The 12,330-nt window shown below is 52.3% G+C and carries 13 protein-coding genes; 7 read left to right on the top strand and 6 right to left on the bottom strand.

What is annotated here, in order from left to right:
• Positions 1–101 precede the first annotated feature (101 nt).
• Positions 102–1,280, top strand: coding sequence for a class I SAM-dependent rRNA methyltransferase (locus tag IPM52_07710; protein MBK9291496.1), 1,179 nt, complete (start codon positions 102–104; stop codon positions 1,278–1,280).
• A gap of 74 nt (positions 1,281–1,354) precedes the next feature.
• On the opposite strand, the gene rfaE2 is transcribed toward IPM52_07710, so the two are convergent.
• The 5 genes from rfaE2 to IPM52_07685 are packed head-to-tail and all read right to left on the bottom strand — an operon-like array spanning position 1,355 to position 4,632.
• Complete coding sequence (gene rfaE2, locus IPM52_07705) at positions 1,355–1,858, bottom strand: D-glycero-beta-D-manno-heptose 1-phosphate adenylyltransferase (GenBank protein ID MBK9291495.1); 504 nt, start codon at positions 1,856–1,858, stop codon at positions 1,355–1,357.
• On the bottom strand, positions 1,845–2,864 hold the full coding sequence (locus IPM52_07700) for a flippase-like domain-containing protein (GenBank protein ID MBK9291494.1): 1,020 nt from the start codon (positions 2,862–2,864) through the stop codon (positions 1,845–1,847). The genes rfaE2 and IPM52_07700 overlap by 14 nt, the downstream gene beginning before the upstream one ends.
• Positions 2,861–3,217 (bottom strand): aspartate 1-decarboxylase, encoded by a 357-nt coding sequence (locus IPM52_07695; protein MBK9291493.1) that lies wholly within the window; start codon positions 3,215–3,217, stop codon positions 2,861–2,863. The genes IPM52_07700 and IPM52_07695 overlap by 4 nt, the downstream gene beginning before the upstream one ends.
• A 40-nt stretch (positions 3,218–3,257) precedes the next feature.
• Positions 3,258–4,100: a pantoate--beta-alanine ligase gene (locus tag IPM52_07690; protein MBK9291492.1), complete on the bottom strand. Its 843-nt coding sequence runs from the start codon at positions 4,098–4,100 to the stop codon at positions 3,258–3,260.
• Positions 4,101–4,110: 10 nt separating this feature from the next.
• Positions 4,111–4,632: a thioredoxin family protein gene (locus IPM52_07685; protein ID MBK9291491.1), complete on the bottom strand. Its 522-nt coding sequence runs from the start codon at positions 4,630–4,632 to the stop codon at positions 4,111–4,113.
• Positions 4,633–4,709: 77 nt separating this feature from the next.
• Between IPM52_07685 and IPM52_07680 the strand changes: the two genes are divergently transcribed.
• Positions 4,710–5,528, top strand: coding sequence for an SDR family NAD(P)-dependent oxidoreductase (locus tag IPM52_07680; GenBank protein MBK9291490.1), 819 nt, complete (start codon positions 4,710–4,712; stop codon positions 5,526–5,528).
• Between the two features lies 1 nt (position 5,529).
• Positions 5,530–7,290: a M14 family metallopeptidase gene (locus tag IPM52_07675; GenBank protein ID MBK9291489.1), complete on the top strand. Its 1,761-nt coding sequence runs from the start codon at positions 5,530–5,532 to the stop codon at positions 7,288–7,290.
• Positions 7,291–7,299: 9 nt separating this feature from the next.
• Here IPM52_07675 and IPM52_07670 read toward each other — a convergent pair whose 3' ends face one another.
• On the bottom strand, positions 7,300–7,866 hold the full coding sequence (locus IPM52_07670) for a hypothetical protein (GenBank protein MBK9291488.1): 567 nt from the start codon (positions 7,864–7,866) through the stop codon (positions 7,300–7,302).
• Positions 7,867–8,080: 214 nt separating this feature from the next.
• Here IPM52_07670 and IPM52_07665 point away from each other — a divergent pair, with 214 nt between their 5' ends.
• The 4 genes from IPM52_07665 to IPM52_07650 are packed head-to-tail and all read left to right on the top strand — an operon-like array spanning position 8,081 to position 12,267.
• Entirely contained in the window at positions 8,081–9,781 is a 1,701-nt protein-coding gene (locus tag IPM52_07665; GenBank protein ID MBK9291487.1) for a hypothetical protein, read from the top strand.
• Between the two features lie 27 nt (positions 9,782–9,808).
• Complete coding sequence (locus tag IPM52_07660) at positions 9,809–10,312, top strand: hypothetical protein (protein MBK9291486.1); 504 nt, start codon at positions 9,809–9,811, stop codon at positions 10,310–10,312.
• Between the two features lie 17 nt (positions 10,313–10,329).
• Positions 10,330–11,289 carry a hypothetical protein gene (locus IPM52_07655; GenBank protein ID MBK9291485.1) on the top strand — a complete coding sequence of 320 codons (960 nt, stop codon included), beginning with the start codon at positions 10,330–10,332 and terminating at the stop codon, positions 11,287–11,289.
• Between the two features lie 12 nt (positions 11,290–11,301).
• Entirely contained in the window at positions 11,302–12,267 is a 966-nt protein-coding gene (locus IPM52_07650) for a hypothetical protein (GenBank protein ID MBK9291484.1), read from the top strand.
• Positions 12,268–12,330 lie beyond the last annotated feature (63 nt).

Raw genomic sequence — 12,330 nt, 5'->3', positions numbered from 1 at the left:
ATCATACAGGGTTGCAGCATTGGCTGCAGCCCTTTTTTTTATGCAGCAGGCATCTCGTGCCTGGCACGAAATGCCTGTACCTTTGCAGCAAACATTCCGGTATGACTTACCCACTCGTCAAGCTAAAACCTGGTAAGGAAGAAGCCCTGATGCGCCGCCATCCCTGGATTTTTTCGGGGGCGCTCGCAGCAGTGCCTAAATCATTGCAGGCCGGATCGCCCGTTTGGGTAAGCGATGCTGCCGGAAATGTTGTAGCCACAGGTTTTTTTGAAGGTGGCAGCATTGCCGTTAAAGTGCTCGCTTTCAGTAGGACGGAGTTCAATACGGACTTCTTTGTCAGAGCGCTTGCAGCAGCCCGCGCCTTGCGCTCGCAGATTGGCCTGGCCGGCAACACGGCAACCAATGCTTACCGGCTTGTGCATTCGGAGGGCGACGGCCTGCCTGGTCTGGTGGTGGATGTGTATGGCAGAACGGCAGTGATGCAGTGCCATTCCGCCGGCATTTTTCTGCTCAGGAGAGAAATAGCAAAAGCCATTGTTCTGGTTTCCGGCGGACAAATTGCTAATGTTTTCGACAAAAGCAGTTCGCTTCTTCCGGCCGGTGTTGTGCCCGAGGATGGTTATCTGGAAGGATCGCATAATACGGAGGAGGTATTCGAGAATGGTCACCGGTTTGCGGTGGATTGGATCGAAGGGCAGAAGACAGGATTTTTTTTGGATCAGCGCGATGCCAGGATGCATCTGGGCAAGATGGCGGCTGGCCGGAAGGTACTCAATACGTTCAGCTATACAGGTGGTTTTTCGGTCTATGCGCTTGCCGCCGGTGCACAGGAAGTGGTCTCGGTCGATAGCTCGCGTAAGGCGATCGAATGGTGCGAGCGCAACGTGGCGCTCAATGGAGTTACTGACCGGCATGAGGCCGTATGTGAAGACACCAAGCGATACCTTTCAGGTATGCCAGACGATAGGTTTGACATCATCGTACTGGATCCGCCGGCCTTTGCCAAGCACCACAGCCAGCGACACAAAGGGCTGCTTGGCTATAAATACATCAATCAACTGGCTATCAGCAAGATTGCAAGCGGAGGACTGATCTACACCTTCAGTTGTTCGCAGGCCGTCGATCGCCAGTCGTTTCAGTCGGTGGTGATGGCAGCCGCCATCGAGGCCGGAAGACCGGTGCAGGTGTTGCACCATTTTTCGCAGCCGGCCGATCATCCGGTGAGCATCTTTCATCCTGAGGGGGCATACCTGAAAGGGTTGTTGCTTCGTGTGCAGTAACCTTGCCAGGAGCAACCTGAACAATAAAAGAAATCCAGGCTTTTGCTCATTTCATTGAGCCGTAAGCTTTTGGTTTACTGTTCGTTTAGCCCTGCGAGTATGCGGTTTATCATCCCGGTTGTGGAATAACCACTTACCAGGGGAATGGTAATCACCTGACCACCTTTGGCCATCACAGTGTCGTAACCTACAATTTCTTCAGCCTTGTAGTCGTTGCCTTTGACCAGCACATCGGGTTGAATAAAGTCAATAATTTCTTTGGGTGTGGGTTCGTCGAACAGCACCACTGCGTCCACAAACTGCATTCCGGCCAGCAACATGGTGCGGCTTGTTTCGTCGTTAACGGGCCGTTGTGGTCCTTTGATCCTACGCACCGAGGCATCCGTATTTACGCCAATGATCAGTACATCGCCCAGGTCGGCAGCTTTGCTGAGGTAGTCAAGGTGTCCCAGATGAAGCAGGTCGAAGCAGCCGTTGGTGAAAACCACTTTTTTTCCGAAGAAGCGCCATTGTTCCAGCATGGGTTTCAGGGCTTCTTTACTACGGATTTTTTGTTTGATGCGGTCAAGATGGCTCATTGAGCGGAGGTTTGCGGTTGAAAAAGAACAACATCAGATAGCCAATGGCGCCTACCCCAACGTTGAGCAGGGTTTGGGCCGCATGGGTAATGGTGACGTAGCTCGCGGCAGCGCTGTGCGAAACATCGTACAGCTGTGTAAGTACGGCAATGCCGATAAAATGATAAGCGCCGATGCCGCCGGGAACAGGGGCCACAATGCCCAGGGTGCCAATGGCAAGCAGGGTAACGGCTGCCATGAAGCCGAGGGGTGCAGTTTCGGGCAACATGAGCAGCGGAAAATACATCATCAGCGCATAAAATAGCCAGATGATCAGGGTGTAAAACAAAAACAATCCTTTTTGCGGCATGCGCTCGATGGTGCGGATTCCAAGTGTAACACTCACCAGGATATCGTGCAGGCGGGCAAAGGCTGGAATCTTACGCAAATTGCGGCGATTTTTCCATAAGAACCAGCCCGATGCCACAAGAAGAAAAATGACCAGGAAAGATACCAGCCCGATTAATACCCTGTGCTTGCTAAGGCTTTGCATCATGGGGGCTAACATTTCCTTCACAAAGTTTCCGGCAAGTTGCCATTGTCCGGCTACAACCAGAATAAGGAAAAGGGTGAGAAAGATTAGGTCGAACAATCGTTCGGAAATCACTGTGCCAAACAATGCATTAAAGGAAATCTTCTCGCGTTTCGAGAGCACCCCGCAGCGCATAAACTCGCCAAGCCTGGGAACACCGGTATTGGCCATATAGCCAACCATGAGTGCATGAAAGGTGGTGGAAGTGCGGGTTTTGTATTTCATCTGGTTGATGAGCAGGTTCCAGCGCATAGCCCTGACGATGTGTGCAAGAATGGCGCAAACCGAGCCTACCAGGATCCAGAAATAATTGGCTTCGCGCAGCCCATGAAGCAGCTCTTCGGTTGAAACCTTGCGAAAGCTCAGCCAGACAAGAAAGATACCGAGAAAAAGAAAGAAAAGGTATTGAAGGATGTTGCGGACTACTTTGCTCAAGCTTCCGGGTTCAGTTTATTGTTGTCGTCGGGGAAGATAATCCAGGGTTTGAAGGTTTTGGCCGATTCAAAGTCCATGCTGGCATAGGAGACGATAATAATTTTATCGCCTACGGCAGCTTTGCGGGCTGCGGCACCGTTGAGCGAGATGACGCCCGAACCCCGTTTGCCTTTGATCACATAGGTGTCGAGGCGTTCGCCATTGGTAATGTTATAGATGTTCACCCGCTCGTTTTCGATCAGGTTGGCTGCATCCATCAGGTCTTCGTCGATGGCGATGCTGCCAATGTAATGCAGATCGGCCTGTGTGATCGTGGCGCGGTGAATCTTCGACTTCAGCACTTCGATGTTCATAATCAGTGTTTTGGTCAATCCCAAAAGGGCTGCAAAGATACTAAAATATCGGTACGTTGTCGATGAGTCGGACCGGCCCGAGGTAAACGGCAGTAAATATGCGTGCCGAAGGGCTGTCGTTCCAGTGACGCAGTGGCTGAAGCGTCCTTGCATCGGCAACTTCCACGTATTCTACGTTGAACTCTGGAGTTTTTTCAAGTTCCAGTATGGCCCATTGCCGCATTTCGTCCGGACTGAGCACATTGCGGAGGCTTGCGGCCTTCGACAGCACCTTAAAGATGCGCGGAGCTATGCTCCGCTGGTGTGCATCAAGGCGCATGTTGCGCGAGCTCATGGCCAGTCCGTCGGCTTCGCGCACCGTAGGACATGGAACTATCTGAACAGGAAGCTGATAGCCTTCAACCAGGGCCTGAATAATGGCCAGCTGCTGGTAGTCTTTTTCACCAAAATAGGCTTTTGTGGGCTTCACCATATCGAACAGCCTTTTCACTACCACGGCCACGCCGTTGAAATGGCCGGGCCGGAAAGCGCCTTCCATCACCGTTTCCAGGGGGCCAAAATGATATCGTTCATTCACCGGCCCGGGATACATCTCCTGTTCGTCGGGCGAAAAGAGAATATCGCATCCAATTTGTTCGAGCAATTGCCGGTCGGCTTCGTCAACCCGTGGATATTTTTCGTAATCCTCGCGGTTGTTGAACTGAATGGGGTTGACAAAGATACTGACCACCAGCAGGTCGTTTTCGGCCTGGGCCTGACGCATCAGCTGTAGGTGTCCTTCGTGCAGGGCTCCCATCGTAGGCACAAAGCCAATTGTTTTATGGGCCTGCCGGCTTTCTCCGAGGGCAAGCTCCAGCTCGTGGCGGGTGTTGCAACGTATCATGCAGCCTGACTTATTGATCCTGACCGGTCAGGATGTGTAAAAGGTCTGTTTCAAGGGTCTCGCGCGGAGTCTCGACGATGCGGCCGATTTCGTGTTTGTTCCTGGAAAAGATAAAGGTGGGCACGCGCTCAATTTCCAGTCCAGTTACATCTACTTCACGTCCGGTTTTGTAGGAGTCCACGGCAATCATGGTCAGCCGCGAGCTGTTGTAGCCAGCCAGATCGAGGATCTTCATGAAACGAGGCAGCTGTTCGCGGCTGTCGCCACACCAGCTTGCAAGCACAATGGTGATTTCCAGCTCGTCGAGCAGCGGCCTGAGTTTTTCAATCGTCTGTGCATCAGGGCGATAAATCTCATAATCCTGCTGATAATATTCCCCAAACAAGGGCAGGAGAAAGGCTTCGCGCGTCACATAGTCGATCAGCACTTCCTTGTTGCGTTTGGGGTCGGTAATGGTGCGGTTCATTTCCTGCGGTTTTAGTGTTTGCGTGCCGAAAATCAGCAGCAACGACAACAAAATGATTCTTGACATGCGATTCTGAATTTTCCGTGTAAATTCGGCCCTCATTCGGGTTATAAATTGGTGCAAAAGTAAATCAAAACAAAGCGATGAGTAGTTTCGGGCAAAAGAAAGTGCTGATCACCGGCGGTGCATCGGGCATTGGTCTGCTGATGGGCAGGATGGCGCTTGAGCGCAAGGCATCGGAGCTTTGCATTTGGGATGTGAATGCAGAGCTGATGCATAATGAGGCCGAAAAGCTTCGCCAGCAAGGTTATCACGTCATGACTACCAGGGTGGATGTGAGCGATCCGGCGGATGTGGAAACTCATGCCAAAGCACTGATCGACAGGGGATGGGTGCCGGACATCCTGATCCTCAATGCAGGAGTGGTGTCAGGAAAATATTTTCACGAGCATCAGGCCGGCGAGATTCTCAGGACCATAGGTGTGAATATAACCGGTGTGATGATGGTGGCACATGCATTTCTGCCGCAAATGATTGCCCGTGGCAGCGGACACATGGTGACCATAGCATCGGCGGCAGGCATGCTGTCGAACCCAAAGATGGCGGTGTATGCGGGAAGCAAATGGGCTGTGCTCGGATGGTCGGAAAGCGTGCGCCTCGAAATGGAGCAGCTGCGCACAGGCATCAAAGTGACCACTGTAACGCCCAGCTACATTGATACAGGCATGTTCGAAGGTGTCAAGACCAATTTTGTCATTCCCAGGGTGAAACCCGAAGTGGCTGCCGGCAAAATCATCCGGGGAATCGAAAAGAACAAAATATTTGTGCGCATGCCTTTCATGGTTTATACCCTGCCATTTGTCAAAGGTATCCTGCCTGTACGCTGGTTCGATGTGCTGGTGGGCAAAGGCCTGGGTGTGTACGAAACGATGAGCACTTTTACCGGACGAAAACAACAATGACATGAAATCTACAGGCAAATATCTCTTACTTCTCTGGTTTTTAGTCACATGTGCTCAGGTGTTTTCTCAATCCGACTGGCTGACCCATTTCGAAAAGTCGGGTGGCCTTGAAACACCGCGCTACCAGGAAACGCTGGATTTTCTTTCGCGCCTCGACAAGGCATCGCGCCAGCTCACCGTATCGGAATTTGGCATCAGCCCGCAAGGCCGAAAACTGGTTTGTGCCCTCTACGACCGCGACGGCCTGAACGATCCTGCGCGCATCCGCAAGGCCGGCCGGCTGATCTTGTGGGTGCAGGCCGGCATACACCCCGGCGAGCCTGAAGGCAAGGATGCCGGTTTGTTGTTGCTCCGCGACCTGATCATCTACGGCAAACACAAGGAACTGTTCGACAAGGTAAGCCTGTTGTTTATTCCCGTTTTCAACGTGGATGGTCACGAGCGTTTCGGGCCTTACAACAGGATCAACCAAAACGGCCCGAAGGAAATGGGTTGGCGCACCACAGCTCAAAACCTCAACCTCAATCGCGATCACCTGAAAGCCGATGCCCCCGAAATGCAGGCCTGGCTAAGACTGTTCCATCAATGGATGCCCGATTTTTTCATTGACACCCATACCTCCGATGGGGCTGATTATCAGTATGTGATGACCTACTCGCTCGAAACACACGGGCAGATGGATCCGGGGCTCACAGCCTGGCAAAAGGAAGCCTATTTGCCACAGCTCGGGCGGCTGATGGACGAGGCGGGCTTCCCCATTTTTCCGTACGTAAGTTTCAGGCGTTGGCACGATCCGCGCAGCGGACTCATTGCTGGTGTGTCAGGTCCGATGTTCTCGCAGGGCTACACCGCGGTGCTCAACCGGCCGGGACTGCTCGTCGAGACCCATATGCTCAAACCCTACCAGCCCAGGGTTGAAGGTACCAAACAAATTATTCTTGCCACAATGAAGGTGCTAAACGATCAGCACCAGCAGCTGAAAGCTGCCATCGGGAAAGCCGATCGGCTGGCGGCTTCCGACGACTTCCGGGCACAACCATTTCCACTGAGGTTTAAGGTGGATATGTACGACAGCATCATGGTGAATTTCAAAGGTGTGGAGTATGAGTTGCGCAAAAGCGAACTCACCGGAGGCGATTGGTTTATTTACGACAACACCAGGCCTGTGGACATGCAATTGCCAATATTCGACAAGTCGGTGGTAACCAAATACATAGAGCTGCCAAAGTATTATGTGGTGCCGGTGGAGTGGACGGCAGTTATCGACCGCCTCAGATGGCACGGGATTGATTTTAAAGTGATTAAGACTGATACCAGCATTCGCCTGCGGCAGTATCGTTTCACGCGGGCGGAGTGGGCGCGCACACCATACGAGGGCAGGCACCGCATCAGTCAGATGGAGATGGAAGAATTTGAAAGCGTGCAAAACTTTCCGGCAGGAAGTGTGCTGGTTCCGGTTGCGCAGCCCAAAGTGCGCCTGCTGGCGCATATGCTTGAGCCTGAGGGTAATGGCAGCCTTCTGGAGTGGGGTTTTTTCAATACCATCTTCGAGCAGAAGGAGTATGCCGAGAGTTATGTGATGGAAAGCCTGGCGCGCAGGATGCTCGATACCATGCCCGGATTACGGGAGGAATACGAGAGGCGCAAAGCCACAGATGCAGCTTTTGCAGCCAGTCAGCAATTGCAGCTCAACTGGTTCTACAGCAAAAGTCCCTGGTGGGATGCCAGGCTCAGGGTTTATCCTGTGGGCCGGGTGTTCTGATCACTCACCTCAGAAACCGCTGCCCTGGATCTGAAACGTTTCGCTCAGTCCACGGTCGAGCATCTCGAGGCCTCGCATCACCTTTTTGTTTTTACGGAAAGCAAACCCGCCTTTTTTGGTGACCATGTTTTCGAGGGTAAGATGCTGACCTGCTCCGGCTTTCATCTGATTGGTAAACCAGATGTCGGTCACCCTGATGCGCTTTCCCTGATCGGTGGTGGCAAGCTCGAAATTGCCATTCACAGGCAAACGGGCAAACAAGGGGAGTTTTTTGGGCTTGTAACCCATGGCGGCCCAGTCGAATGTTTTGCGGATGAGCACACCTTTGACGGCCTCACTGTCGCTGCTTTTCACCTGAATGCCCGCCTGAGGCGCGTTTTTCGAGCCCAGCTTGTCGGCTGCCACCGATAACGGTACAGCTGAGCTCACAAGCTTTTCGTAATACACCTTACCGTTGTGCAGCACAAAATTGCCCGCTTTGTAATCCGAATTGCGATAGCCTGGTTTTTTCTTGGCCGAGAGCTGCATCATGGGCAGAATAAGCAACAAGGCCAGGGTTAATGCTTTTGTTTTCATTGGTTTGAATTGAGACAATAAAGTTATTTCAGCCGGTGCGCAAATCAAAGTTTTGTGTGGAAAATGTGCCTCAAAATCACGTAAAAAGCTCTTTTTACCGCACAACAGCATTATATGCGTAGAATAAGTACAAATTATACTGATTTTTTGGTTGTTGAGGTTGAATTGGCCCAATTTGATAGTAACTTCACTTTCCAAACCAAAACCATTGAAGATGAACCGGATGTGTTTTGCCGGGCTGGCCATTTGTGGCTCGTTGATGCTGTTCAGCAGGCTTGTGCCGGCTCAGACTCCCCAATACAACCGCAATGCCCTCACCGTGATGGTGCTTGATGCAGGCAGCAGCGAAGTCAGGCCGTTTCTTTATCTGATTGATTCGCTCAGGATTCCCGACAAGTTTTTCGATCATCAGCTCAGCCATAAGGTTTTGCAACTGCCCGACGGGAGAAGAAGCCTGATGATGCGCGATACGGTGCGAAAGATTTTTGCCTCTGCTTCGCTGGAGCGTTTTCTGACCAGCCAGCGGGTAGCCAACCAGATAGTAGCCAAATGGTTTTCGCGCAGGGACGATGGCTCATTTGGCGTGGAGCTCCTCTCCGAACGAGGCCTTTACAATGCCACCGACAATGCAGCCCTTGTGGCCACGGCGAGCAAACGCGGCAGGGCGGCTCTGGCCGATATGGGCATGGATCTGGTCGATCGCAGCTATCTCGTGCTGCTCGACTTTCCGCGCCTGCTCACGATGGAAGAGATGTACGAACGCGACAGCACCCCTGCCGGGCAGCGCATCATGAACGGTTTCATAGGCACCATGAATGCCTATGTGTTCAAACTCGACTTCAACGAACAGGAAGCAGCCACCTTTTTCGATAACCTGTGGGTGAGCGACGACAGTCCCGACAAAGCCGAACGCGTCAAAGCTTTTGACAATTACCAGTTCAAGCTGAAACCTTTACATGTGTTTACCGAAGAAATATCGGCCACGCAGCTCAATCCCGGTCAGAAATTTGCGCCCAGGCAACAGCGCACAGCCGATCAGCTGCTGCGCTCGATGCTTGAAGGTGGTTTCAACAATGTCATTCTCAGGCTCGAAGGTGCACAGGATGAGTTTCGGGTAAAGGCCATGATTCACGATGTGAAACCCATTGCCATCAAGATTGGTCGCAAGGAAGGCCTGCGTTTCGATCAGCGGTATTTTGTGTACGAAAACCGCCAGGACAGGCATGGCAACATCTACAAAAGCCGCCAGGGCGTGATACGCGCCATGAGTGTGGCCGACAACCGGAGCATTGCCACAGGCGAAACCAAACCCTCCTACTTTTATCAGGTGGCCGGGCATAAGATTGATGCTGCCGGCATGTTTGCCGAGCAATACAACAGCACCGGCATCAACCTCACCTTAGGCTTTGCCCAGGGGGGGCTTGGTGGCGGACAGGTGCGCATGGATGTCATGATTTCGCCCATTCTTTACGAAGTATTTGGGGGAGGGAAGGTGCGAAAAGGCATGACCGCATGGAAGATATGGCTCGAAGGAGGGTTGAATTATGCCACGGCTTCACCGCAAAATGTGACGGACGATTATTTGTTCCTGAGAGGAGGTTTCGGATTGAGCAAGGAAATCTTTCTGCTCCGCAATCTGTTTGTGGAGCCCTCTGCCGGTTATCTCTTCGAGCAAGCCCAGCCAACAGGCGATGCCGCTTACTTCTACACCAGTCAGCACATTGCGCTCGATATGCGGCTGGGTCTCAACCTGACCTATCGCATCCAGCTCATGCCACTTGTTCAGTACTTCATCCCGGTGAGTGCGAATTATTTTCTCACCAAGGATGCTGAACCCGTCAAAATCAAATTCAGCGATGAATTCGACGATCGCACCGGCCCGGCCCTGGGGCTTGGCTTGCGGATGATGTTTTAATATCCAGACAACCAAAATGATATGAAAATGAAAAAGATTCTTTCTGTTTTACTGATTTGCCTGCTCACCTTGAGTCTGGGTGCCCAGACAAAAAAACAAAGGCAGGCTGCCGGCTATGTGATTGGCAATTACGAAGTAGAGTGCATGGGCGTGGGCGTTGATGGCACGCAGTTGGTCAAAGTGTGGTCGTTTGGCACCTCGCCCGACAAGGCCATGACTCAGGCCCGCAAAAACGCGGTGCATGCTGTCATTTTCAAAGGAGTCCGCACGGGTTTGCCCGGCTGCATGATGAGTCCGTTGATCACCAAGCCGGGAGCCGAGGTGCAGCATGCTGAGTTTTTCAACAATTTTTTCAGCGATGGAGGAGCTTACCTGCGCTTTGTGAATCAGGCAGGCGATGGCAGCATCGATCGCATCAAGATCAGCAACAAATCCTACAAGGTGGGCATGGTGGTTTCGGTGCTGCATGCGCAATTGCGCAGCGAACTCGAGGCAGCCGGCATCATCCCCAAGCTGGGTCAGGGATTCTAATTAAAATATCCAATACGATGAAAATCAGAATATTTCTTTTGTCAGCCCTGCTGTTGCCGGTCATGCTGGCATTTGGTCAGGCCAAAAAACCCACCATCATGGTGGTGCCGTCCGACAATTGGTGCATCAAAAATGGCTATACCATGATGTACGACGAGATGGGTACCATGAAAACTCTGCCCGATTATAAAACCGCCCTGCAGAACGAAACCGACCTGCTGATGACCATCTCGAAGATCAACACCATGATGGCCGATCGTGGATTTCCGTTGGTCAATCTGGAAACCGCACTCAAAAACATGGAGCAGGAGAGTGCCGAGATCAATGCACTTACTTCAAAATCGGGCGCTGCCATAGCCGAAAATCCGATTGATATGTTGCAGCGGGTAGCCAATGCCGACATCATCATTCAGCTCACCTATGTGATCAACAAGATTGGCCCGCAGCGCTCCATCACCTTCATGCTTCAGGGCTTTGATGCCTACACCAACAAGCAGATTGCCGGAGCACAGGGCACCGGTTCGCCCTCCATGGCCACCACTACGCCTGTTTTGCTTGAGGAGGCCGTGCTGGCACATATTGATGATTTCAACACCAGGCTTCAGAACCATTTCAACGACTTATTCGAAAACGGTCGTGAGATTGTCTTTCAGGTGAGGGTTTGGGATACGTCGCCGGTCGATCTCGAGGAGGTGTACAGCTACAAAGGTCAGAGCCTTGAGCTTGGGGAGATTATCGAGGACTGGGTGGCCGAAAATACTGTTCGCGGACGTTTCAGTACCGGTAATTACACGCAGAACGTCATTCGTTTCGAACAGGTGCGCATACCGCTCTACGACGAGCGCCAGCGGGCCATGGATACCCGTCGCTGGGTGCGCGACCTGCGCACCTTGCTCACGCGCCCGCCTTTCAATCTTGACGTGAAAATTCACACCCGCGGTCTGGGCGAAGTGTGGCTCATTATTGGCGAAAAATAAAACCTGCATATCATGAAAAAGCTTTTACTGATCGTTTTTTTGCTCCCCATCCTTGCCCTGGCACAGAACACCCTGGGCGAAGCCGACGACATCGATCGCATTGCCATCGATGTGGTCATCCCGGAGCAGGTATCCAAAATACCCGAATTTGCACGCAGTTTGCTCGAGAGCAAGCTCATCGAGGCAGTCACCGAATACGGCATGGGAGGCAAAGGCGCCAGTCCGCGGTTTTGCGTGACCGCCAAAATGGAAATCCTGAGCAAAGATGTGGTGCCTTCCACACCAACGATGCAGACTTATACCTTTCAGGTGTTCCTGTATCTGGTTGATTACGTGGACAAAAACATCCTGAGCACCACTTCGTTTACCACCAAAGGGGCCGGTGCCAACGAAAACAGGGCTTATACCAATGCCCTGCGCCCAGTCAACCTGAAGAATCCCAATGTGGAACGCTTTCTCGAAAACGGCAAGCGCAAGATCATCGAGTATTACAACTCGCGTTGCGATTTTGTGATTGCCCGCGCCAAAGCACAGGCTGCCCAGAAACAATACCGCGATGCCCTGGCTACCTTGTCGGGGGTGCCCGAGGTGAGCAAGGACTGCTACATGCGCACTTTGAAGGAAATTGGCCCGATCTATCAGGAATTCATCGACCACGACTGCCAGATGATGATTTCAGGGGCATCCTACCTTTGGGCTGCCGAGCCCAATTCGAATGGAGCACTTAAGGCCGGGGCTGTTTTAAGCCAGATTGACCCCCATTCGCGCTGCTACAACGACGCCCAGGGCATCATCAGGCAGATGGCTGCCAAGGTGCAAAAGGACGAAAAACGCGACTGGGATTTCTTTGTGAAGCAGTTCGAAAACGAAGTGAAGCTCGAGGCCCTGCGCATCCGTGCCTTCAGGGATATTGGCGTGGCCTGGGGCGAGAATCAGCAACCTATTATCAATCAGAATCTATTGTGGGTTTTCAGATAGCCTGAAAAACTGCAAATACCAAACAGGGGAGGTTGGCGCCACGATTGCGCCCAACCTCCCCTG

Source organism: Bacteroidota bacterium (genome assembly GCA_016715945.1).
Lineage (GTDB): Bacteria > Bacteroidota > Bacteroidia > Bacteroidales > F082 > JALNZU01.
Note: the sequence above shows the minus strand (reverse complement) of the source record. Positions and strands in the feature narration are given on the sequence as shown.

Excerpts from the sequence above, each read along its gene's own strand:
- IPM52_07710 (MBK9291496.1), top strand. The coding sequence starts at position 102 with ATGACTTACCCACTCGTCAAGCTAAAACCTGGTAAGGAAGAAGCCCTG.
- rfaE2 (MBK9291495.1), bottom strand. The coding sequence starts at position 1,858 with ATGAGCCATCTTGACCGCATCAAACAAAAAATCCGTAGTAAAGAAGCC.
- IPM52_07695 (MBK9291493.1), bottom strand. The coding sequence starts at position 3,217 with ATGAACATCGAAGTGCTGAAGTCGAAGATTCACCGCGCCACGATCACA.
- IPM52_07690 (MBK9291492.1), bottom strand. The coding sequence starts at position 4,100 with ATGATACGTTGCAACACCCGCCACGAGCTGGAGCTTGCCCTCGGAGAA.
- IPM52_07685 (MBK9291491.1), bottom strand. The coding sequence starts at position 4,632 with ATGTCAAGAATCATTTTGTTGTCGTTGCTGCTGATTTTCGGCACGCAA.
- IPM52_07680 (MBK9291490.1), top strand. The coding sequence starts at position 4,710 with ATGAGTAGTTTCGGGCAAAAGAAAGTGCTGATCACCGGCGGTGCATCG.
- IPM52_07675 (MBK9291489.1), top strand. The coding sequence starts at position 5,530 with ATGAAATCTACAGGCAAATATCTCTTACTTCTCTGGTTTTTAGTCACA.
- IPM52_07670 (MBK9291488.1), bottom strand. The coding sequence starts at position 7,866 with ATGAAAACAAAAGCATTAACCCTGGCCTTGTTGCTTATTCTGCCCATG.
- IPM52_07665 (MBK9291487.1), top strand. The coding sequence starts at position 8,081 with ATGAACCGGATGTGTTTTGCCGGGCTGGCCATTTGTGGCTCGTTGATG.
- IPM52_07660 (MBK9291486.1), top strand. The coding sequence starts at position 9,809 with ATGAAAAAGATTCTTTCTGTTTTACTGATTTGCCTGCTCACCTTGAGT.
- IPM52_07655 (MBK9291485.1), top strand. The coding sequence starts at position 10,330 with ATGAAAATCAGAATATTTCTTTTGTCAGCCCTGCTGTTGCCGGTCATG.
- IPM52_07650 (MBK9291484.1), top strand. The coding sequence starts at position 11,302 with ATGAAAAAGCTTTTACTGATCGTTTTTTTGCTCCCCATCCTTGCCCTG.